This window comes from Streptomyces sp. SID11385, assembly GCF_010548245.1.
Taxonomy (GTDB): domain Bacteria; phylum Actinomycetota; class Actinomycetes; order Streptomycetales; family Streptomycetaceae; genus Streptomyces.
The window spans coordinates 1-22,898 of sequence record NZ_JAAGLR010000002.1; the positions used below are offsets into that span (position 1 = coordinate 1).

The 22,898-nt window shown below is 71.3% G+C and carries 17 protein-coding genes and 2 pseudogenes; 14 read left to right on the forward strand and 5 right to left on the reverse strand.

The features are described 5' to 3' along the window. The 5 genes and pseudogenes from G3I42_RS00185 to G3I42_RS00205 form a co-directional block, all read left to right on the forward strand. On the forward strand, window positions 1–2,255 hold a 2,255-nt coding region (locus G3I42_RS00185; RefSeq protein WP_164281821.1), incomplete at its 5' end, for a glycosyltransferase. Continuing rightward, on the forward strand, window positions 2,252–3,598 hold the full coding sequence (locus tag G3I42_RS00190) for an acyltransferase (RefSeq protein WP_164281822.1): 1,347 nt from the start codon (window positions 2,252–2,254) through the stop codon (window positions 3,596–3,598). The genes G3I42_RS00185 and G3I42_RS00190, both read left to right, overlap by 4 nt. Window positions 3,599–3,703: 105 nt before the next feature. Next, a complete protein-coding gene (locus G3I42_RS00195) occupies window positions 3,704–4,837 on the forward strand; it encodes a uroporphyrinogen-III synthase (RefSeq protein ID WP_164281823.1) in 1,134 nt (377 codons plus the stop codon). Window positions 4,838–4,966: 129 nt separating this feature from the next. After that, window positions 4,967–5,533: pseudogene (locus tag G3I42_RS00200) on the forward strand (CGNR zinc finger domain-containing protein); the annotation flags it as partial. A 271-nt stretch (window positions 5,534–5,804) separates the two neighbouring features. Beyond that, on the forward strand, window positions 5,805–8,177 hold the full coding sequence (locus G3I42_RS00205) for a UvrD-helicase domain-containing protein (RefSeq protein ID WP_164281824.1): 2,373 nt from the start codon (window positions 5,805–5,807) through the stop codon (window positions 8,175–8,177). Between the two features lie 57 nt (window positions 8,178–8,234). On the opposite strand, the gene G3I42_RS37275 is transcribed toward G3I42_RS00205, so the two are convergent. Further along, window positions 8,235–8,549, reverse strand: a complete 315-nt coding sequence (locus tag G3I42_RS37275; RefSeq protein ID WP_164281825.1) for a DUF6087 family protein — start codon at window positions 8,547–8,549, stop codon at window positions 8,235–8,237. A 42-nt stretch (window positions 8,550–8,591) separates the two neighbouring features. After that, a complete protein-coding gene (locus G3I42_RS00215) occupies window positions 8,592–8,888 on the reverse strand; it encodes a hypothetical protein (RefSeq protein WP_164281820.1) in 297 nt (98 codons plus the stop codon). Window positions 8,889–8,941: 53 nt separating this feature from the next. On the opposite strand from G3I42_RS00215, the pseudogene G3I42_RS38355 reads away from it, so the two are divergent. After that, window positions 8,942–9,043, forward strand: a pseudogene (locus G3I42_RS38355) (transposase); the annotation flags it as partial. 17 nt (window positions 9,044–9,060) lie between these two features. On the opposite strand, the gene G3I42_RS00220 reads toward G3I42_RS38355, so the two are convergent. Next, entirely contained in the window at window positions 9,061–9,444 is a 384-nt protein-coding gene (locus G3I42_RS00220; RefSeq protein ID WP_343244406.1) for a hypothetical protein, read from the reverse strand. A 613-nt stretch (window positions 9,445–10,057) separates the two neighbouring features. Here G3I42_RS00220 and G3I42_RS00225 point away from each other — a divergent pair. The 3 genes from G3I42_RS00225 (at window position 10,058) to G3I42_RS00235 (ending at window position 16,061) form a co-directional block, all read left to right on the forward strand. Beyond that, the gene (locus G3I42_RS00225) at window positions 10,058–13,342 is read left to right on the forward strand and encodes an RHS repeat-associated core domain-containing protein (protein WP_343244407.1); all 3,285 of its coding nucleotides are present in this window, start codon (window positions 10,058–10,060) and stop codon (window positions 13,340–13,342) included. A 905-nt stretch (window positions 13,343–14,247) separates the two neighbouring features. Beyond that, complete coding sequence (locus tag G3I42_RS00230; RefSeq protein ID WP_164281826.1) at window positions 14,248–15,375, forward strand: AAA family ATPase; 1,128 nt, start codon at window positions 14,248–14,250, stop codon at window positions 15,373–15,375. A 5-nt stretch (window positions 15,376–15,380) separates the two neighbouring features. Further along, on the forward strand, window positions 15,381–16,061 hold the full coding sequence (locus G3I42_RS00235; RefSeq protein ID WP_164281827.1) for a DUF4276 family protein: 681 nt from the start codon (window positions 15,381–15,383) through the stop codon (window positions 16,059–16,061). A 273-nt stretch (window positions 16,062–16,334) separates the two neighbouring features. Here the strand turns inward: G3I42_RS00235 and G3I42_RS00240 are convergent, their stop codons facing one another. Then, window positions 16,335–17,042, reverse strand: a complete 708-nt coding sequence (locus tag G3I42_RS00240) for a carbon-nitrogen hydrolase family protein (protein ID WP_164281828.1) — start codon at window positions 17,040–17,042, stop codon at window positions 16,335–16,337. 364 nt (window positions 17,043–17,406) lie between these two features. On the opposite strand from G3I42_RS00240, the gene G3I42_RS00245 reads away from it, so the two are divergent. Both G3I42_RS00245 and G3I42_RS00250 read left to right on the forward strand, forming a co-directional pair. Next, a complete protein-coding gene (locus G3I42_RS00245; protein WP_164281829.1) occupies window positions 17,407–18,861 on the forward strand; it encodes an NAD-dependent malic enzyme in 1,455 nt (484 codons plus the stop codon). 438 nt (window positions 18,862–19,299) lie between these two features. Continuing rightward, window positions 19,300–19,581 carry an HU family DNA-binding protein gene (locus tag G3I42_RS00250; RefSeq protein ID WP_008745984.1) on the forward strand — a complete coding sequence of 94 codons (282 nt, stop codon included), beginning with the start codon at window positions 19,300–19,302 and terminating at the stop codon, window positions 19,579–19,581. 197 nt (window positions 19,582–19,778) lie between these two features. Here the strand turns inward: G3I42_RS00250 and murA are convergent, their stop codons facing one another. After that, window positions 19,779–21,119 (reverse strand): UDP-N-acetylglucosamine 1-carboxyvinyltransferase, encoded by a 1,341-nt coding sequence (murA, locus tag G3I42_RS00255; protein WP_164281830.1) that lies wholly within the window; start codon window positions 21,117–21,119, stop codon window positions 19,779–19,781. A 251-nt stretch (window positions 21,120–21,370) separates the two neighbouring features. On the opposite strand from murA, the gene G3I42_RS00260 reads away from it, so the two are divergent. From G3I42_RS00260 to G3I42_RS00270, 3 genes are all read left to right on the forward strand, one after another. Next, window positions 21,371–21,943, forward strand: coding sequence for a YqgE/AlgH family protein (locus tag G3I42_RS00260; RefSeq protein WP_164281831.1), 573 nt, complete (start codon window positions 21,371–21,373; stop codon window positions 21,941–21,943). A gap of 52 nt (window positions 21,944–21,995) precedes the next feature. Next, entirely contained in the window at window positions 21,996–22,298 is a 303-nt protein-coding gene (locus G3I42_RS00265) for a DUF3039 domain-containing protein (RefSeq protein ID WP_164281832.1), read from the forward strand. 184 nt (window positions 22,299–22,482) lie between these two features. Further along, on the forward strand, window positions 22,483–22,898 hold a 416-nt coding region (locus G3I42_RS00270), incomplete at its 3' end, for a glycoside hydrolase family 20 zincin-like fold domain-containing protein (RefSeq protein WP_203606155.1).

Genomic DNA, 22,898 nt, shown 5'->3' on the forward strand with positions numbered 1-22,898 from the left:
GCACCGCCCGCCCCGGCCCCCGCTCCCGCGCCGGCTCCCGCTCCGCCTCCCGCAGACGTCGCAGGCGCGGCCTCCCGCTCCGCTACCTCCTCCCCGTCCTCTTCCTCTGCGTGGTCGTCGCGATGCTCATGCTGCGCGGCTACGTGCACAGCGAGATCATGGCCGACCACCGCATCCGGCCCGAGGCGGCGACCGACAAGGTGCCGGAGAAGATCCTGGACGGCGGTCCCGTCATCGACACGCGCGACGGCAAGGAGAAGTCGCTGCGGATACCGGACCACCGCATCGTCCTCACCTTCGACGACGGCCCCGACCCGACCTGGACGCCCCGCGTGCTCGACGTGCTCAAGCGGCACCACGCGCACGCCACCTTCTTCGTCACGGGCACGATGGCCTCGCGCTATCCCGCCCTCGTGCGCCGCATGGTCGCCGAGGGCCACGAGATCGGCCTGCACACCTTCAACCACCCTGATCTCTCCTACCAGTCCAAGACCCGCATCGACTGGGAGCTGTCGCAGAACCAGCTCGCGCTCGCGGGCGCCGCCGGGGTGCGCACCTCGCTCTTCCGGCCGCCGTACTCCTCCTTCGCCGACGCGATGGACGACAAGTCGTGGCCGGTGGCCAAGTACATCGGCTCGCGCGGGTACTTGACCGTCGTCAACAACGATGACAGCGAGGACTGGCAGCGCCCGGGGGTCGAGACGATCATCGCCAACGCCACGCCGAAGAAGGCGGGCAAGGGCGCGGTCGTCCTCATGCACGACTCCGGTGGAAACCGCGCGCAGACCGTCGCCGCGCTCGACCGCTACCTTCCCGAACTCCAGGGCAAGGGCTACAAGTTCGCCAACCTCACCGAAGCGCTGGGCGCGCCCAGCGCGCTCGCCCCGGTGAGCGGCCTCGACCTGTGGAAGGGCCGCGCCTGGGTGTGGCTCGTCGCCGCGTCGGACAGTGTCACCGGCGTCCTCGTTGCGGGCCTCGCCGTCACCGGCAGCCTCGTCATCGCGCGCTTCGGCCTCATGCTCCTGCTCTCCTTCGCGCACGCGCGCCGCACCCGCCGCCGGGGCTTCGCGTGGGGCGTGCCGGTCACGGAGCCCGTCACGGTGCTCGTGCCCGCGTACAACGAGGCCAAGTGCATTACGGCGACGGTCACTTCACTCACTCGCAGCGTGCACCCCATCGAGATCATCGTGATCGACGACGGCTCGACCGACGACACGGCGGGCATCGTGGAACGCCTCGGCCTCCCCGGTGTCCGCGTCGTGCGGCAGGAGAACGCGGGCAAGCCGGCCGCGCTCAACCGGGGCATCGCGCACGCCTCGCACGACATCATCGTGATGATGGACGGCGACACCGTCTTCGAGGCCGCGACCGTCCGCGAACTCGTCCAGCCCTTCGGCGACCCGCGCGTGGGTGCCGTCGCGGGCAACGCCAAGGTGGGGAACCGGGATTCGCTCATCGGGGCGTGGCAGCACATCGAGTACGTCATGGGCTTCAACCTCGACCGCCGCATGTACGACATGCTGCGCTGCATGCCGACGATCCCCGGGGCGGTCGGCGCCTTCCGTCGCGACGCGCTCACCCGGGTCGGCGGCATGAGCGAGGACACGCTCGCTGAGGACACCGACATCACGATGGCGATCCACCGCGACGGCTGGCACGTCGTCTACGCGGAGAAGGCGCGCGCCTGGACCGAAGCACCGGAATCCGTCGCGCAGTTGTGGTCCCAGCGCTACCGCTGGAGCTACGGCACGATGCAGGCCATCTGGAAGCACCGGCACGCCTTCCTCGAACGCGGCGCCTCGGGCCGCTTCGGCCGCGTCGGTCTCCCGCTCGTCTCCCTCTTCATGGTCCTGGCACCGCTGTTGGCTCCGCTCATCGACGTATTCCTGTTGTACGGCGTCGTGTTCGGCCCGACGCAGAAGACCCTCCTCGCCTGGCTCGGCGTCCTCGGCATCCAGGCCGTCTGCGCCGCGTACGCTTTCCGGCTCGACAAGGAGCCCATGACGCACCTGCTGTCGCTGCCGCTCCAGCAGCTCCTGTACCGCCAGCTCATGTATGTGGTCCTCCTCCAGTCCTGGATCACCGCGCTCACGGGGGGCCGCCTGCGCTGGCAGAAACTCCGCAGGACGGGCGTGCTGGACGCGGGCGGAACCCCGCGCGGCAAGGACCTCGCGGAGCTGAGAGGCGACGAGCCGGTGCCGGAAGGGGCGCTGGGCGCGGGCGGGAACGACGGTGAGCGGAGGCCGGTGGCATGAGCGGGACCGACAGCAAGGCGTACGGTGACGAGAGCGGGACGCGCCCCCTGCCGGGGGTGGTTGGCGAGCCCGTCACTTCGCGCCCCGTGCCGGGGGCGGGCGGCGAGCCCGTCACCGTACGGCTGCCGGCCCAGGAGGAGCCGGGACACGCACCCGCTCCGGCCACCACCGAGGCGCCCAAGTCCCGCCCCGGAAGAGACCGTTACCTCGATCTCCTCCGCTCCGTCGCGCTCGTCCGCGTGATCTTCTACCACGTCTTCGGCTGGGCGTGGCTGAGCGTCGTCTTCCCGTCCATGGGCGTCATGTTCGCGCTCGCGGGCTCGCTCATGGCGCGCTCGCTCGCGCGGCCCGCCGTGTCCGTGATCCGTGGCCGGCTGCGCCGTCTGCTGCCCCCGCTGTGGCTCTTCGCCGCCCTGCTCGTCCCCGCGATGCTGTACGCGGGCTGGCGCGCGCCGCGCGGCGAGGGCTTCGGCTGGTGCCTGCGCCTCGCCACGTACGTCGTGCCGATCGGCGCGCCGCCGTACCCCGAGAGCCTCGGTTCGGCGAGCGGCTGGCTGGAACAGAGCTGGGCCGACGAGGCGGCGGGACCGCTGTGGTACCTGCGCGCCTATCTGTGGTTCGTCGTCGCCTCGCCGTTCCTCCTGAAGGCCCTGCGCCGCGCGCCCTGGCCGACCTTCCTCGCGCCCGTCGTACTGACGGCCGTGATCGGCACGGGAGTTGTCACGATTCCCGGCGAAACGGGCCTGGCACTCACCGATTTCGCGCAGTTCGGCAGCTGCTGGGTGCTCGGGATGGCGTACCAGGAAGGGCTGTTGCGCAAGGTGCCGCGCTACCTCGCGGTCTCTCTCTCCGGCTTCCTCATGGCCTTCGGTCTGTGGTGGGCGCTCGGCCACCCCGGTGACGACGGCATCGACCTCAACGACATCCCGCTCGCGCAGGCGACGTGGTCGCTCGGCTTCACGGTGATCCTCTTCCAGTACGCCCCTTCCTGGAAGACTCTCCCCGGCCGCCTCGCCCGCCTCGACCGCTTCATCACCCTGACCAACAACCGGGCGGTCACGATCTATCTGTGGCACAACCTGCTCATCCTCGCCACCGTCCCGATCATCGACCTCCTGTGGCGCCTCCCGGCGTCGGACGGCGCCTTCGGGACCTTCCTCGGCGACTCGTACGCGTGGTGGATGTTCGTGGTGGTCTGGCCGCTGCTCGCCCTGACGATCCTGCTCGTCGGCTGGATCGAGGACGTGGCGGCGAAGCGAAGCCCGAGACTGTGGCCGGACGGGGGAGGGGAGCCGCGCCGGGCCGCCTCGTATACCACCGCCCCCCGTCGCCGGGCCCCGTAACGCCCGCGACATACGCTGGGAACCGTCGCGTCACCTGCGCTTGGCAGGCTGGCGCGCTCCCCGGCGCCGGGCCGGGGGAGGGGCGGACGGGCGAGGAACGGCGGTATGGGGAGCAGTGGTACGGAGCGCGCGGACCGGCAGGCGAGGCCGCTCGACGGGTTCACCGTCGCCGTCACGGCCGATCGCCGCGCCGAAGATCTCCTCGCGCTGCTCCGTCGCCGGGGCGCCCGCGTCCTCCACGGCCCCGCGATGCGGACGGTCCCGCTGGAGGACGACGCGGAACTCCGCACCGTCACCGAGGACTTGATCGCCCGGCCGCCGCAGATCGCCATCGGCACCACCGCCGTCGGGCTGCGCGGCTGGTTCGCGGCGGCCGAGGGCTGGGGGCTGGGCACGGGGCTGGCCGAAGCCCTGCGCGGGGCGCGGCTCCTGGCGCGCGGACCGAAGGTGAAGGGCGCTCTGCGCGCGGCCGGGCTGACGGAGGAATGGTCACCGGCCTCCGAATCCATGGCCGAAGTGCTCGACCACCTGCGGACGTTCGATCTGCGCGGGGCACGCGTCGCCGTCCAGGTCCACGGCGATCCGCTGCACGAGTTCCGTACCGCCCTCACCGGGGCGGGAGCCGACGTCCTCGCCGTCCCCGTCTACCGCTGGCTCCCGCCGGAGGACCCCGCCCCGCTCGACCGCCTCGTCGACGCCGTCCTCGCGGGCACCGTCGACGCCCTCCCCTTCACGAGCGCCCCGGCCGCCCTCGCCCTCCTCGCCCACGCGGAGGCCCGGGGCGTACGGGACCAACTCCTCGTAGTCCTGCGGGACTCGGTCCTCGTCGCCTGCGTCGGCCCCGTCACGGCGGCCCCGCTCCAGGCCCTCGACATCCCCACCGTGACCCCAGGCCGCTTCCGCCTCGCACCGCTCGTGGACCTGCTCTGCCACGAACTACCGGCGAGAAGTCCGCAGTTGAGCGTCGGCGGCCACCTCCTCGCCCTGCGCGGTGACCTGGCACTGGTCGACGGCGAGCACCGCCCCCTCCCACCCGCGAGCGCCGCCCTCCTGCGCCGCCTCACCGACCACCCCGGCCGCGTCGTCCCCCGCACCGAACTCCTCCGCGCCCTCCCCGGCCCCACCGGCGCTCCGCACGCCGTGGACTCCGCGATCAGCCGCCTGCGCACGGCACTCGGCGCCCCCGGCCTCGTCCAGACGGTCGTCAAGCGCGGCTACCGCCTGGCGCTGGAACCCTGAGGACGAGCGGGCCGCGCCCCGCCCTCACCCCCTTCCGCCTCCCCGCCCCCTTCCCGTACGTCCCCGCCCCCGGCACCCTGGTGTCGCGCACCCCCGCAGGCCCCCACTCCCCCCGGCGGTGAGACGAACATGTCGCTGCTCCCCGTGGCCCCCGCGCCGTTCCGGTACGACGCCGGGCGGCCCTGTCTGGATCTGCTCGCCACCGGGCACCCGGTCGAACGGCTCGTGACGGGTGAGGACGTGGTCGGCTGGTGCGTGGGCGCGGGTCTGCTCCCGGCGCGCGGGCCGCTCCCGCAGCCGCAGCCGCACTGGCCGGCGGCGGTACGGGACGTACGGGGCCACCTCGGCCGCCTCGTCGGCGCGAGCCTCGGCGGGCGCCGGGCCCCGCACTCGCTCGACCGCCTCAACGCGATGGCGCTCGCCGCGCCGCCCGTCCCGCAGGCCGCAGGGGCCCCCGACGGCCGTCTCGTCGCCGGGCTCCACTCGGCGCCCACCCTCTCCGCCCTCCTTTCCCTCCTCGCCCGCGACACCCTCACCCTGCTCACCGACCCCGCCCGCGCCCCCCTCCTGCGCCGCTGCGAGGGCGAGGGCTGCCCCCTGATCTACCTCGACACCTCCCGCGGCCAGCGCCGCCGCTGGTGCTCCAGCGAGACCTGCGGCAACCGCGAACGCGTAGCCCGCCACCGCCGCCGCACCGGCCACAACCCCAGCCCCTCCACCCCGCACCAACCCAGCCCTTCCACCCCGCACCAACCCAGCCCCTCCACCCCGCACAAATCCAGCCCCTCTGGGGGTACCTCCCGGCCGAAGGCTGGGGGAGTTTGAGGAGCGGGGCGTGGGGCGGAGCCCCACAAGGGCGCGCCCCGAGCAAACGCGCCACCTGCACAGAAAGGCGAGCCCCCTCCCGCCCCCCGACAGGGTTGCCGTACGGTGGACGGCTGCTCAGCACCATCTGAAGGGGGCCTCGGTGGCCGATACACGCGACCACGAGATCAGCGTCGAACAACAGCATCTTGACCGCGCCTACCGCCGCCTCCTGGAGAAGATCGACGAGGCCGAGTTCCTGATGCGCGACGCGGCCAAGCTCGGCCACGTCGGCACCCCCGGCGCCCTCGCGGAGCGCGACGCGCAGGTCCACCGGGCCGGCGTCCACCTCAACCGCCTCAACAACGAGTTCGAGGACTTCGTCTTCGGCCGCATCGACCTCCTCGCGGGCAAGGACGGCAAGAAGGGCCCGGACGGCGCCTACACCGCCGTCGAGGTCGCCGAGGACGCGATCACCCCCGAGCAGACGGCCGACATCGCCGAAACGCTGCACATCGGCCGTATCGGCGTGCTCGACACCGACTACAGCCCCCTCGTCATCGACTGGCGCGCGCCCGCCGCCGCCCCCTTCTACCGCTCCACGCCCGTCGCCCCCGGCCGGGTGGTGCGCCGCCGCGTCATCCGCTCCAAGGGCCGCCGCGTCCTCGGCGTCGAGGACGACCTGATGCGCCCCGAGCTGACCGCGTTCCTGGACGGCGCGCCGCTGCCCGTCGTCGGCGACGGCGCGCTCATGGCCGCGCTCGGCCGCTCGCGCGGGCACGCGATGCACGACATCGTCGCCTCGATCCAGGCCGAGCAGGACCTGGTCATCCGCGCCCCCGCCGCCTCCGTGACCCTCGTCGAGGGCGGCCCCGGCACCGGCAAGACGGCCGTGGCGCTGCACCGCGCCGCGTACCTCCTCTACCAGGACCGCAGGCGGTACGCGGGCGGCATCCTCATCGTCTCGCCGACGCCGCTGCTCGTCGCGTACACCGAGGGCGTCCTGCCCTCGCTCGGCGAGGAGGGCCAGGTCGCGATCCGCGCGCTCGGCGACCTCGCCGACGACGCGGCGGGCCCCGGCGGCGCGAGCGCCTACGACTCCCCGGCCGTCGCGCGCGTGAAGGGCAGCGCCCGCATGGGCGGGGTCCTGCGCCGCGCGGCCCGCGGAGCGCTCGACCTGCCGGTCGCCGCAGGCTTTACGGGTACGGAGCAGAGCGAGGCGGACGGACAGCTCACTTTCGACGCGCCGGGCAGGGCCACCGCGCCCCCGGAGCGTCTGCGCGTCGTCGCGTTCGGCCGCCGTATCGAACTCGGTCCGGACGTGCTCAAGTCCGTCCGTCGCACGGCCCTTTCGGGGAGCGGGCCGATCAACTACCTGCGCCCGCGCGCCCGGCGCCTCCTCCTGGACGCCCTGTGGGAGCGCTCGGGGGGAGCGGACCGGCACAACGACCCGGAACTCAAGGCCGAGTTGAAGTCCGCCTTCGACGAGGACATCACGACGGAGGACTCCTTCACGGAGTTCATGGACGCCTGGTGGCCCGAGCTGAAGCCGCGCCGCGTGCTCGCCGCGATGGCCTCGGAACGACGGCTCGGACGCTGGTCGCGCAGGGTGCTCGACCAGGGCGAAGTGCGGCGCGTGGCACGGTCGTTGCGGCGCCTGGACCCGGACACGGGCGCGGGCCCGCTCTCGGTCCACGACGTGGCGCTGCTCGACGAACTGCACGCCGTCCTCGGCGCCCCGGCCCCGCCCAAGCGCCCCCGCGCCTACGACGCGCTCGCCGAACTGACCGGCGTGGAGGAGCTGATGCCGCAGCGCGAGGAGAGCCGCCGCGAACGCGCCGAACGCCTCGCGGCCGAACGCACGGAGTACGCGCACGTCATCGTCGACGAGGCCCAGGACCTCACACCGATGCAGTGGCGCATGGTCGGCCGCAGGGGCCGCCACGCGACGTGGACCGTCGTCGGCGACCCGGCGCAGTCCTCGTGGCCCGACCCGGAGGAAGCAGCGGCGGCCCGCGACGAAGCGCTGGGCACCCGCCCCCGTCGCCGCTTCACGCTCACGGTCAACTACCGCAACCCGTCCGAGGTCGCGGCCGTCGCCAACCAGGTCCTCGCCCTCGCGATGCCCGGCACCGAGCCGCCCCGCGCGGTCCGCTCCACGGGCCTCGCCCCCCGCTACGTCGTCGCCGCCGACCACGGCGGCCTCGCGGCGACCGTCCGCGCCGAGACGGAACGCCTGCTCGGCGAGGTGGAAGGCACGGTCGGCGTCGTCGTGGCGATGAACCGCCGCGCGGAAGCGGCGAGTTGGCTCGCGGACCTCGGCCCCCGCGTCGTCGCCCTCGGCAGCCTGGAGGCGAAGGGCCTGGAGTACGACGCGACACTCGTCGCCGCCCCGGCCGAGATCGCCGAGGAGTCCGTGGTGGGCCTCCGCGTCCTGTACGTGGCCCTGACCCGCGCCACCCAACGCCTGACGGTCGTGGCGGGCGAGCGCGACGCGCCCGACGAGAACGGGGTGCCGGACCTGCTGCGGGACTGAGCGCCCTCCCGCGCGGACTCCTGGGCGACCTCGCGCCCAGGCTCCCGAGGCGACCTCCTACGACGGCTCCGGGGGCGGCTTCCGATGCCGCCCCCGCCCGGCCCGAAGCGCCTGCGAAGACCCCTCCCCGGGGCAGGCGGGCGGCTCCTGGGCCTGCGGGTGGAGGAGCCGCAGCGCCTCCGCGAGGTCCCTCGTCACGGCGAACGCCTCCCACGCGCACCCGCTCCACCGCTCCACGAGACGGGGCTCCCCGGGCCGCACATGCGCCCCCCGCGCCCGCCGCCCCTCGTACAACGGCACGACCCTGAGCCGCCCCACCCGCTGATCCCGCCGCGCGGCCCACTCGGCAAGCGGCTCCTCTTCCTCACCCATTCGCCCGAGTCTGTCCCACGCGGGCCCGCCCGACGATCCCCCTCACGGGTGACGCCCCGCCTCCCGCTCCTCGCACCGCTCGGCGAGCCGCCGCAACCCGGTCGCGAGCAGCCGAATGTGCGCGAAGCGCTCCCAGGCCGGAGTGGCCCCGGCCGGCCGCCGCTCCGGCCCGAGCAGATCCCGTACGTACGCGACGAGCGCGACCATCGCCCGACCGCCCCCGTGCTCGGGCAACCCGAGCAGCAACCAGGCCGAAGCGTGCGCGAGTTGCGCCATGACGGCCCGCAACTCCGGAATCGTGCTCGTCCCGAGCCCCAGAGCGAGCCCCCGCGCGCTCACGGCGACGGCCTCACGAAGCCCGTGACGCCGCTGAACCTGACCACCCCAGCCGCAAGGCCCAGGGCAGCATGATCCGCCGCTACGTCATCTGGCGAAACAGGAACGTCACCGACAAGCGCCTGGCCGCCATCGTGAGTAGGGCGAACGCCGCCTGACCACAGCCGTGGACGCCTCACCACAGATGAAGAAAGTCCCGGACGTCGTCATATCCATCGAGAGCCCGACCGTCCACGTCCGACGGGTCCGCCATAGCGCGGGCCGCAAGCGACTCCGCCAGCACAAGAGCCCCATCGCCCAGACGGCCGAAACGCCGAGCCGCGTGTCCCAAGCACAGGCCCGCCAGCCCGAGCAGAGGGCTTCCCGGAGCAGCCCGCGTCCCGACCTCCAGACACCAGTGCTCGACGAACACCTGATCGTCGTCGTTCAACGCGGTCCCGACCAGGACGCTTGCGGCCTCACCCTCCGCCGAGCGGTCACGCAGGGCGCGCTCCAACACCTCCACCACCACCTCGTGTGCCAGCGCGGAAGGGTTCTCGAAACTCCGATGCGAGTGCACCCCGCGAGGCTACGTGTCCCATGCAAACCACGCTCGACTGGCCTGAACGGGGCAAACGTTGCCTGATGCGGCGCTAGCCAGGGGTTCCGAGTTCCTCTACGGCACCCGTCGAGCCGTGGCGTCGGCGAAGCCGCGCGGCGGCGTACAGGCTCGCGCGGGGCAAGGCCGGCTCTTCTTGCCTTCATCCCGGCGAATATTCCTGTGACTCATGTCTCCCGATGCGCTCGCGCCTTCCCATCCTTCCCGCAGGCGGCATCCGCCTTGCAATGCAAGGCGGATGGCCCGCTAGACCCCTTATTTGTCGCTCGACAACCTTTGAAATCCATGGGAACACGCTGCGTGTGCGGGGTCACTGTGTGTGGGAAGTATCGGAAAGGTGTTCCTTCTGTGAAGCTCCCGGACTGACGATGCGTGAGCGCATCAGCGCGGTGCGCTTCATTCATGTGGGGGGGCACGCATGTCTTCATCCGGCGTCCGTAGACGCTCGGTTCAGGTGGGGATCGCGACGGCCGTCGTGTCGGCGGTGGCGGTGTGGGGGATGCCGGCCGCGTACGCGGCGGCTCCTGGCACGCCGTCGCAGCTGGTGGCGCTGACGGAGAGCACGACGCCGTACGTGACAGCGAAGGTGGTGGCACCGTCAGGAAGCGGGAAGGTCACCGCGAAGTTCTACGCCGGCACCTACGCGGCCAACGGCGACAACGACCTCGTCGACGGGAAGGAGGTGACGGTCGATTCGGGCGAGGTGGCGCGGCTGAAGCTGCCGGACATGCGGATCGGGACGCAGTTCAAGTGGCAGGTCAAGGCGTGCGTCGACGACGACTGCTCCGACCTCTCCCCGCTCCAGACCACTCGGGTCAGCCCGATGACGGGCGCGGGGGAGCGCCCCGGTGCCACGCGCTTGCAGTTCTCGACCGGCGACTCGACAGCCGCGCAGGTCGATGTCGGCTCCGGCAATCTGCTCGTCAACGCGGCCGGGTTGAGCCTGCCGGGGATCAATGGCGATGTCGGCCTGGGCGCCGCCTACAACAGTGCGGCGATCGGCACGGACGCCACGTCGGCGAAGTCGCCGCTGGGCTACGGGTGGCGGCTGACCCCGTACGACATCGAACTGAAGGTCCGTGGGGACGGCTCGGTCACGTACTACGGGCAGGGCGGGGTGACCGGCTTGTTCGTGAAGTCGGGCAGCGGGTTCACGACGCCGGGCGGGTTCAAGGCCGGCCTGAAGAAGAACGACGACGGCACCTACACCCTCACCGACCACGGCTCCCAGTCGAAGCAGACCTTCACCGGCGCGGGCAGGCTGACGAAGATCACCGACCGCAACGACAACGCCACCACGCTCTCGTGGAACGGCGACCTGCCCGACACCATCGTCACCACGCGCGGGTCGAAGACGCAGCGCACAGCCGTGTACGCCTCGGCGAACGGGCGGGTCACGACGCTGACGCAGACCGCCTCGGACGGCAAGAAGCGCTCCGTCATCTACACCGTCGACAGCACGGGCGACCTCGTCGCCATCAAGGACACCCTGGGACGCACCACCAGCTTCACGTACACCGGCCACAAGATGACCTCGGTCACCAACCCGGGCGGCGGGGTGACCCGCTTCGAGATCGGCACGATCGGCACCACGAAGATCACCCAGGAGAACAAGGCCGCCGGCTCGCCCGGAGACTCGGTGACCCGGCTGTCGTACGGGGACCCGGACAAGACCGTGATGGCCTCCCCGAACACGGACCAGTCCAAGGACATCACCGCGGTCCCGCACACCACGTACGAGCTGACCGACGACCACTCCGCGCGGGTGGCGAAGGCGACGGACGCGGAGGGCCGGGAGCGCTCGAAGACGTACACGGCGAACTTCGACACCGCCTCCTCGACGGACGGCTCGGGCGCGAGCGCGGGCACGACGACGAACACCTTCGGCGCCAACGACGGCGAGTCGCTCACCAAGTCCGAGGGCGCGGACGGCTCCACCTTCTCCGCCGCGTACGGGAACACGGCGGCGGGCTCGAAGTACTCGCCCTCGGAGTCGACGGATGGCCAGTCGAACAAGTCGACGTACTCCTACAACGGCGCGGGCAACATGGCCTCGTCGTCGAACGCGGAGGCGGCCGAGGCGAAGGTCGACTACAACGACGACGGCACCGTCAAGACCAGCACCGACCCCGGCAACAGCACGGACACGTCGTACACGTACAACGGCGACAAGCAGCTCACCAAGGTCGACCCGGCCGGCGGCTCGCTCAAGTCCCAGTCGTACACCTACGACGCGTACGGGCGCCTCGCCACCGCGACGGACGGCCGGTGCATCACGACCACGACGACGTACGACGACTCCGACCGCGTCCTCAAGGTCGACTACTCCGACTCGACTCCGGACGTCACCTACACCTACGACGCCTTCGGGCGGACCAAGACCCGCACCGACGGAACCGGCACCGTCACCTACGGCTACGACGATCTCGGCGCGATGACTTCGCGGACCGCGACGTCGGGCGGGGGCACGCTGTCGTACACGTACGACAAGAACGGCAACCGCCTCACCACGACCGACGCGCGCGGCACCACCCAGTACACGTACGACCAGGCCGACAAGCTCACCCAGGCGATCACGGACGCCCCGTCGACCAAGACGAAGATCGGGTTCAGCTACGACGACCGCGGTCGTCGCACGGACACGTACTACGGCACGAACGATGCGAAGACGATCTTCAAGGCGCGCGTGCACCAGGACTACGACAAGTCCGGCCGCACCAGCCGCGTCTGGGCCGACCAGGGCCCCGCGACCGACACGACCCGCCAGTTCGACGCCACGTACTGCCGCAGCCTCGGCTCCACCTCATCCTGCTCGACCGACAAGGCCGACAACACCGACCTGATCCAGTGGAGTAAGGACAACCTGAGCGGCAAGACCACCAAGTACACGTACGACAAGGCCAACCGGCTGACGAAGGTCGCGACCGACGGGGGTGGCACGACGTACACCTACGCCTACGACGCCCGCGGCAACCGCAAGTCCTCCTCGGACGGCACCACGGACCAGACCCTCGCCTTCGACGCCGCCAACCAGATCACCAGCGACGGCTACACCTACGACGCCCAGGGCAACCAGACCAAGACCGCCAAGCTGTCCTCGGTCACCTACGACGCCGCCAACCGCATGACGGCCGCCAAGACGTCCAAGGGCACCAGCGGCTACACCTATGCCGGCGAGGACGCCACCGAGCTCGTCTCACAGACCAGCGACGAGGGAGAGAAAACCGACTACGTCTACGGCGCCCCCGACCAGTACGGCATGCCCGTCATCGAACAGGTCTCGTTGAAGGAGGGGACGGCGTACATCGACCACGACCCCACCACCGGCCAGCCCCTCTCGCTCCGGACGACGAACGGGTACGAGGCGTACTACATCGTCGACGGCATCGGGAACCCGGTCCAGTTCATCAACCAGTCCACCGTGCAGTCCACGATCTACGACTACGACCCCTACGGCACCGTCCAGACGACGAAAGAAACCGGCACGGCGGGCGTTCAGAACCCCTACCGCTTCGTGGGTGGCACCTACGACAAGACGACGGGCTATGTGAAATTCGGTCAGCGGTGGTACGACCCCACCACCGGCCGCTTCACCACCCAGGACAAATACAGCTTCCTCGGTGACCCGGCGCGCGGGAACCGTTATGCCTATGCAGGCGGTGATCCCATAAACAACACCGATCCGACTGGTCAGTGGTCTATAACGGACACGATTGGCGTCGGGCTTGCTGTGCTGGGGGTTGCTGCGGCAATCCCCACGGGCGGGGCTTCGTTGACTGCGCTTGGCGCGGCTGGCCTGATCGGCTCCCAAGTAGGATTCGCTCTTACCCTCGGATGCGGTCTGTCTGATGAGTGCTGAGGAGAAATGAGCAAGTGGCAGCAGAGCGCGCATCTACGGTTTCGGCAATTCTGGTTCTAGTGATGGTAGCTGCGGTAATATTGAGTCTCCTTTTCGGGGGAGCGCTCAAGGTGACGCTTCTATCGATAGCGGGGGTTGCAGCTATTGTCCTTATAGTGGCGCGCTTTGCTCGGCGTTCTTAGGGTGCAAGAAGTCTGCTGATAGGCGACTGTATTCCGGCGGGTCGGAAGCGCTAGCACTTCCGACCCGCCGGAATACATTACCGAGTTCTTTCGGAGGCGCCGGGGCAGGGGGCGTGCTCGGTGCTGCGGTGGGAGGGCGGAAACCGGTGCGGGTTCTCCCGGGGGGGTGTCGATCTCATCGGTAGTACGGGATCTGCGGATACCGGCGCCAGCGGCGAATTCGCTTGCGGCTACGGCGCTGCCGAATTTTCCGCCGACTCTCAGGGACCGGTTGGGGTCGGAACAGGCGGCAGTGCAGGGGAATGTTCAGCCACTCTGAAGTTCACCTTCTAACCAAAGGATGCTCCCATGGGGATAGCGCTCTGGATGGCTCAGGACAAGCGACCGGATGGGCCACCGTGGTTCCCTGTGGTGTTCCTGATAATAGCTGTCCTCGTAGGCGTCTTCGTGGTCTCCCGAATACTGCGAAAGCGGCGTAGGTGATTCACCGGTGGGGGTGGTGGTCTCGCGGCCGGCGGGGCACGGGGTGAACGGGTACGCGGAGGACCTGAACGTCCAGGCCCGATGGTCCTCGCCCCGCCGGAGGCGTTCACCGTGTTCCACGGGCCCGGCGGGACGCGATCGCCTGAGCCAAGAGACCGACCGGCCCTCGTCGCGGCGCGGTATCCGTCACCGGCTCCGCGCGCCCGCGGCCACGCCCGGTGGCTCGCTACATTGATGACCATGTCACACAGGGTCCGGCGCATCGTCGTCAGCGGTTACAAATCGATCCGGCAGGTTGAGCTGGCGCTGACCCCGGTCACCTTGCTCGTCGGGCCCAACGGAGCGGGAAAGTCCAACTTCATCGAGGCTGTTGAGCTGCTCGGGCGCTTGGTGGACGGGGAACTGGGCATGGAGGTCGGGCTGCGCGGTGGGGCCGCAGCCCTGCTCCACGACGGGCCCAAGGGGGCCGCCGGGATCGGGCTGCGGGTCGAGGCGGACGACAACCACCTCGTGAACGCCTATGAGGCGGCGCTGGTGCCCACCCACCGGGGGGATCTGATCTTCGGCTCCGAGACCGTCGAGTTCCACGACACCTCACGCTTCGAGCGGCCGATGAGAGACGAGATCGGCCGGGGCCATGCCGAGTCGCGCCTGGCCGAAACGGCTGAATCCGGGACGGACGGAGCCGCCGGCGTCGCCCGGCACACGCTGGAGATGCTGCGTGGCTGCCGCGTCTACCACTTCGACGACACCACCCCCCAGGCACCGGTCAAGCAACCGGGCTATGCCTCCGATACGGAGGCCCTGCACCCGGACGCGGGCAACCTCGCCGCTTTTCTGCGGCGCGTGGGCGAGGAGCACCCTGCGGCCTACGAGCAGATCGTGCGTACGGTGCGGTCGGTCGCGCCCTTCTTCCGCGAGTTCGTCCTCACCGAGGACGCCACGGGGCGGGTGTCGCTCCGCTGGAAGCAGTACGGGTCCGACACGGTCTTCCCGCCCGACGCGCTCTCCGACGGAACTCTGCGGTTCATCTGCCTCGCGGTCCTCCTGCTCCAGCCGCACCCGCCCGCTCTGCTGGTCCTGGACGAACCCGAACTGGGCCTGCATCCCTTCGCCCTCACCGTCCTCGCGGAACTGTTCCGTTCGGCGTCCGCCCGCAGCCGGATCCTGGCCGCCACGCAGTCCGTGACCCTGCTGGACCAGTTCGGGCTGGACGACATCGTCGTCACGGAGCGGGAGGACGGCTCCACGCGCTTGCACCGTCCCGAACCGGAAGCGCTGGCGGCCTGGCTGGACGACTACTCACTCGGCGACCTGTGGCTGAAAAACCTGCTGGGCGGTCGTCCCCGGCCCGAGCGGCAGGGATGAGGCGCATGCGCCAGGTTCACGTACTGGTGGAGGGCGCGACCGAGGAGCGCCTGGTCCAGCAGGTCTTCCAGCCGGAACTGCTCGCTTCGGACGTCTGGATCACGCCCGTCGCGCTCAAGACCCGGCGCGCCGCCGGGCGTCCGCACGACAAGGGCGGGGTGAGCAAGTGGCCGAGGATCGAGCAGGACATCCGCAAGCTCCTGAAGAACTCAGCCGTGGACACGGTCACCACGATGCTGGACCTGTACGGGCTGCCGTCCGACACCCCCGGGCTCGCGGAGGCCCCGGCCCGTGACGCGTACGCCCGCGTCGAGCACGTCGAGTCGGTGATGGGCGAGGTCATCGGCGATCCGCGTTTCCTGCCGTTCCTGGTCCTCCACGAGACGGAGGCGTGGGTCCTCGCCGCCGCGAACGAGCTTGCCGGACTGATCGCCGTACCGAAGGTGGCGGATGTCCTCCGGTCCCACGTGAGCGCGGCGGGCGGCCCCGAACTGGTCAACAGCGGTCCCGACACGGCACCCTCGAAGCGCCTCCTGAAAGCCCACCCCGCGTACCGCAAGGTCGTGGACGGCCGGGACGCCATCGAGCTGCTCGGGCTGGGCGCTCTGCGCGCCGCCTGCCCTCATCTCGACGACTGGCTCAAGCGGCTGGAATCGGGGTCCGGCGACCGGGATCACTCCGGGTGACTGGGGGCGTCCCTGGACCTTTCGGCTCCGGACCGGCACGTACGGGACCGCTCACACAGCGTCACCGGCAGGAAAAACCCGGCCGCGGGAATTGCCCCGTCCCCAGGCTTTGTTACCTTGGACGTGGCACCGGTTCGATCCAAGCCCCCGGGCCCAACCATAGGCGCTTCGAGCGCCCACTTGCCGCGAGGCGAGCATGGCGGGCCGGTGTCACAGACTTCAGGGCGGAGCCCCGGTCGCGGAGACGCGGCCGGGGCTTTGTCGTGGGCGGGGTCAGCCGATGTCGGCGGTGACGATCATGGGGGAGACGGCGTCCGCCTCGGCGAGGAGGGTGCCGTCGGGGGCGTAAACGGCGGAGCGTCCGCAGCCGGTCCAGGGGCCCGCCGGGCCGACGTGGTTGGCCACGAGGACGTGCAGGCCGTGCTCCTCGGCGAGGCGCGGGTAGAGCGTCGTCAGTTCGCCGATGCCGTCGCCCGTCCCGTAGAGCGCGCTCGCCAGGTGCACCCGGCAGCCGGCGGCGGCGCCGCGTGCGACGAGCGCGGGGAAGTGGTTGTCGAAGCACGTGGCCAGCGAGAAACGCACCCCGTCCAGCGTGAACGCCCCGTCCTCGGTGCCCGCCACGAAGACGTCGCTCTCGTGGGCGAAGAGGTGCTGCTTGCGGTACGTCGTGATCAGTTCCCCGTCCCGCCCGAAGACCAGGGTGCCGATGGCCGGGCGGCCGTCCTCGGTGACCGTCGCGCAGTTGACGACCGTCGCGACGCCGCTCGCGCGGACCGGGTCGAGGCGCGGGTCGTCCGGCCGTACCCACAGCTCTTCGCGCAGCCGCAGCGCCTCCGTCTCGTACCCGGTCAGCGCCAGCTCGGGGAAGACCACCAGCGCGGCGCCCTCCGCCCGTGCCCGCGCCGCGAGAGCGGCGAGCCAGCGCGCGTTGGCCGGGACGTCGGCGGGCGCGCAGGTGAGCTGGGCGGCGGCGATCCTCATGCGTCCGAGCATGCCAGGCCCGCCGTCACCCCCCGTCCCGGCCCCGGCCGCCCGTCCCTCCGTCATGCCTCGTCCCGGCCCCGGCCGCCCGCCCCGCCGCGAGCCCGGCCCCCCGCCCGGGCACGTGATCCCCCTCACTCGTACCGTAGAACGGAAAACGAATTCCACGATACGGTGGGAATCGGCCGCTCCGGCCCCGGAAACTGTCGCAACCGCCGCATCCCGGCCCGTGAGGGCTGTAGGGAGGGTATTCGCGCCTACTCGTCGGTAGGTGCGACGATCGGACCGCACGTCCGGCGGGTCGCCGTTCACCACGGGTCACGATCGGTCGCAAGGAAACAGCAGGTGGAAGAAGGAAGTCGGCATGGCAACGGCGCCCAGCGTCTCCTACTCGATGACGGTCCGTCTGGAGGTCCCCGCCAGCGGAACGGCGGTCTCCCAGCTCACGACGGCCGTCGAGTCCTCCGGGGGCTCGGTGACCGGCCTCGACGTGACGGCGTCGGGTCACGAGAAGCTCCGTATCGACGTCACCATCGCCGCCTCCTCCACGGCGCACGCCGACGAGATCGTCAGCAAGCTGCGCGGCATCGAGGGCGTGACCCTCGGCAAGGTCTCCGACCGTACGTTCCTCATGCACCTCGGCGGCAAGATCGAGATGCAGTCCAAGCACCCGATCCGCAACCGTGACGACCTCTCCATGGTCTACACGCCCGGCGTGGCGCGGGTCTGCATGGCGATCGCCGACAACCCCGAGGACGCCCGCCGCCTGACCATCAAGCGCAACTCGGTCGCCGTCGTCACCGACGGCTCGGCCGTGCTCGGCCTCGGCAACATCGGCCCGAAGGCCGCGCTGCCCGTCATGGAGGGCAAGGCGGCGCTCTTCAAGCGCTTCGCCGGCATCGACGCCTGGCCGCTGTGCCTGGACACGCAGGACACCGACGCGATCGTGGAGATCGTCAAGGCGATCGCCCCGGGCTTCGCCGGGATCAACCTGGAGGACATCTCCGCGCCGCGCTGCTTCGAGATCGAGGCCCGCCTGCGCGAGGCGCTCGACATCCCCGTCTTCCACGACGACCAGCACGGCACCGCGATCGTCGTGCTCGCCGCGCTCACCAACGCGCTGCGCGTCGTCGGCAAGAAGATCGAGGACGTCCGCGTCGTCATGTCGGGCGCGGGCGCCGCCGGTACGGCGATCCTCAAGCTCCTCCTCGCGGCCGGGGCCGAGCGCGCCGTCGTCGCCGACATCCACGGCGTCGTGCACTCCGGGCGCACCGACCTCGTCGACGCGGCCCCCGACTCGCCGCTGCGCTGGATCGCCGACAACACCAACCCGGAGAACCTCACGGGGACCCTCAAGGAGGCCGTGCGCGACGCGGACGTCTTCATCGGTGTCTCGGCCCCCAACGTCCTCGACGGGGACGACATCGCCGCGATGGCGGACGACGCGATCGTCTTCGCGCTCGCCAACCCCGACCCCGAGGTCGACCCGGGCGAGGCGCGCCGTACCGCGGCCGTCGTCGCCACGGGCCGCTCCGACTTCCCGAACCAGATCAACAACGTGCTGGTCTTCCCGGGTGTCTTCCGCGGCCTGCTCGACGCCCAGTCGCGCACCGTCAACACCGAGATGATGCTCGCCGCCGCGACCGCGCTCGCCGATGTCGTGAGCGCCGACGAGCTGAACCGCAACTACATCATCCCCAGCGTCTTCAACGACAAGGTCGCGGGCGCGGTCGCCGGAGCGGTGCGCGACGCCGCCCGCGCGGCCGGCGAGTCGGCGGAGGGCGCCATGAGCGCCCCCGTCGCCCCCGTGGCGGGCTGAGGCGGGTGCGGGGCCCGTACGGGGCCGGTCCCGCGACCGGGTGCGTACGGGCCGACGGGGGCCTTTCGGCCGTGGTGGTACGGGGCGCGGACGACCCGTACCGGCCGGCGTGGCGGACGTGAGGCACGCCACCCCGGGCATCGGCCCGCGTCGAGCGGGCAGACGTACGGTCGGCGCGTCGCGAATCGCCGCCCCCGCACCCGGCACCTAGGGTGTCGGGCACGAGACACGACGCGCCCGCGACTCCAGGGGGGACCCGGATTGGCGTTCCCGCCGCAGGTGGGGGCAGGATGCCTCTCTGGGCGCGAGGGTCCGTAGAGCAGGACCCGGGTCCGGGGGACCTCGTGGACCCTGGCAGCATCGGCTTCGCTGTTGCCCAACATGCGGCAACGCCGCGTGGCACGCCTCAACGGCAAGAAGAACACGGGAGTACACAACATGAACCGCAGTGAGCTGGTGGCCGCCCTGGCCGACCGTGCCGAGGTGACCCGTAAGGACGCCGACGCCGTGCTGGCCGCGTTCGCCGAGGTGGTCGGTGACGTCGTCGCCAAGGGCGACGAGAAGGTCACCATCCCCGGCTTCCTGACCTTCGAGCGCACGCACCGTGCGGCTCGTACGGCGCGCAACCCGCAGACGGGGGAGCCGATCCAGATCGCGGCGGGTTACTCCGTGAAGGTGTCGGCGGGCTCGAAGCTGAAGGAAGCGGCGAAGGGGAAGTAAGGGGGCGGGTGGCCGTTCGCGGTCGTCACACCCTCTTTCCCGGGGCGGGCCCTTTTGTGGGGCTCCGCCCCACACCCCGCTCCTCAATCGCCGGAGGGGCTTGGTTTGCCGTCGGGCTCGGTTGTCGGGCGCGGCGCAAAGAGGCAACGCGGAAGGGCGGCCACCCGTACGGGTGGCCGCCCTTCCGCGTTCTCCCGCTACGCCAGGCCCTTGCTGGGCAGCTCCACCTTGGCGCCCAGTTCCACGAGCTTGTCCATGAAGTTCTCGTAGCCGCGGTTGATCAGGTCGATGCCGTGGACGTGGCTCGTGCCCTGGGCCGCGAGGGCGGCGATGAGGTAGGAGAAGCCGCCGCGCAGGTCGGGGATGACGAGGTCGGCGCCCTGGAGGCGGGTGGGCCCGGAGACGACGGCCGAGTGGAGGAAGTTGCGCTGGCCGAAGCGGCAGTCCGAGCCGCCCAGGCACTCCCGGTAGAGCTGGATCTGCGCGCCCATCTGGTTGAGCGCCGCCGTGAAGCCGAGGCGGGACTCGTAGACCGTCTCGTGGACGATCGAGAGGCCCGTGGCCTGCGTGAGGGCGACGACGAGGGGCTGCTGCCAGTCGGTCTGGAAACCCGGGTGGACGTCCGTCTCCAGCGCGATCGAGTGGAGTTTTCCGCCCGGGTGCCAGAAGCGGATGCCGTCGTCGTCGATCTCGAAGGCGCCGCCGACCTTCCGGTACGTGTTGAGGAACGTCATCATCGAGCGCTGCTGCGCCCCGCGCACGTAGATGTTCCCCTCGGTCGCGAGGGCGGCCGAGGCCCAGGAGGCGGCCTCCAGGCGGTCGGCGAGGGCGCGGTGGCGGTAGCCGCCGAGGCGGTCCACGCCGGTGATCCGGATGGTCCGGTCGGTGTCCATCGCGATGATGGCGCCCATCTTCTGGAGGACGCAGATCAGGTCCTCGATCTCGGGCTCCACCGCCGCGTTCGACAGCTCGGTGACGCCCTCGGCGAGCACCGCCGTCAGCAGCACCTGCTCGGTCGCGCCGACCGAGGGGTAGGGCAGCCGGATCTTGGTGCCGCGCAGGCGCGTGGGCGCCTCCAGGTACTGGCCGTCGGCGCGCTTCTCGATGCGGGCGCCGAACTGGCGCAGCACGTCGAAGTGGAAGTCGATGGGCCGGCCGCCGATGTCGCAGCCGCCCAGGCCGGGGATGAAGGCGTGGCCCAGCCGGTGCAGCAGGGGGCCGCAGAAGAGGATCGGGATGCGCGAGGAACCGGCGTGCGCGTCGATGTCGGCGACGTTCGCGCTCTCGACGTGCGTCGGGTCCAGGACCAGCTCGCCCGGCTCCTCGCCGGGGCGCACGGTCACCCCGTGGAGCTGGAGCAGGCCGCGCACGACCCGGACGTCACGGATGTCGGGCACGTTGCCCAGCGTGCTCGGCTCGCTGCCCAGCAGCGCGGCGACCATGGCCTTGGGCACGAGGTTCTTCGCGCCTCGGACCCGGATCTCGCCCTCCAGCGGGGTTCCGCCGTGGACAAGCAGTACATCGTCGGTGACGGTCATCGATCTCGCGTTCCGAAGGAGGTGGACAGGGCCGAAGCAAAGCGTAATCGCCGTGGGAGGGCGGACGGCGTGCCCGAACGGGACACAAACCGTCATGAGTTCGCCACAACACGAACGGTCGAGAACCAAATGCGGTACGTCACCATCCGCGTGTCGTGCGCGGGGGACGCCTCCGTGCGCCCTGAGCTGCGGCGGCGAGCCCGGCGTGACCCACTCCCCGCCCCTTGCGCCGATGCGGGATCATGGCTGTCATGACCGGGGTGTCCTCGCTCACAGGGCGACTGCTCGTCGCCACACCGGCCCTCGCGGACCCGAACTTCGCGCGCGCGGTGGTCCTCGTCCTCGACCACGACGCCGAGGGCACCCTCGGCGTGGTCCTCAACCGGCCGACCCCCGTCGGCGTGGACGACATCCTGGAGGGCTGGGGGCCGCTCGCGGGCGCGCCCGGCGTCGTCTTCCAGGGCGGCCCCGTCTCGCTCGACTCGGCGCTCGGCGTCGCCGTCGTGCCCGGGGAGCCGGGGGCCCGTACGAGCCCGCTGGGCTGGCGGCGCGTGTACGGGGCGATCGGCCTCGTCGACCTGGAGACCCCGCCCGAACTCCTCGCCGCCGCGCTCGGCGCGCTGCGGATCTTCGCCGGGTACGCGGGGTGGGGGCCCGGTCAGCTGGAGGACGAGCTGGAGGCGGGGGCCTGGTACGTGGTGGACGCGGAGCCCGGCGACATCTCGGCCGAGCGCCCCGAGGCGCTGTGGCGCGAGGTGCTGCGCAGGCAGCGGGGGACGCTGGCGATGATGGCGACGTACCCGGAGGACGCGAGCCTCAATTGAGGGCTCGCGGGCGTTCCCGCCGGGCCGCCCCGCGTGGGTACCCTAGGAATTTATGAGCACTCTTGAGCCCGAGCGCGGTGGCAGCACCTCCACTCTTGTCGAACCGGTTCCGCAGACCTCGCACGGCGACGGTGATCACGAGCGGTTCGCGCACTATGTCCAGAAGGACAAGATCATGGCGAGCGCGCTCGACGGCACGCCCGTCGTCGCGCTGTGCGGCAAGGTCTGGGTGCCCGGCCGCGACCCGAAGAAGTACCCCGTGTGCCCCATGTGCAAGGAGATCTACGACTCCATGGGTCCCGGCGGCGACAACGGCAAGGGCGGCAAGGGCGGCAAGGGCGGCGGCAAGAAGTAGCCCCGGTCCCCGCGCCCCCGCACGGCCAGGGTCCTCTTCTCATGCACCGAACCCCCGCACCACCGGCCCCGGCCGGGCGGTGCGGGGGTTCGGTGCGTTCCGGGCGGCCCGGCGTGTCCCCGTTCCGGAATCGGTCCCCTTTCGGGTCTTCGCATGTCAGCCGCCATCTGGTGGACTAGACCTCATGACTGGACTGGACCACTCGGCCCCCGTGCCCGAAGCGCTCGCGACCCTCGTGCCCGCCCCGCGCCGCGTCACCCCCGGCACCGGAACCCTCCGCCTCGACGCCGCCACCCGCCTCGACGCGGGCCCCGGCACCACCACCGCCGCACGCGCCCTGCGGCGCGACCTCGGCGTACCGCTCGGACTCGACTTCCCCGGGACCGCCGCCGGGGACGGCACCGTCGTACGCCTGCGGATCGACGACGGCCGGGAACTCGGCCCCGAGGGGTACGTCCTGACGGTCGGCGCCGACGGCGTGCGGATCACCGGGGGCGGGCCCGCCGGGGTCTACTACGGCGTCCAGACGCTCCGCCAGCTCGCCGGACCCGCCGCCCTGCGCCGCGCCCCGCTCGCCGCCGCCGTGCCCACCACGCCGGG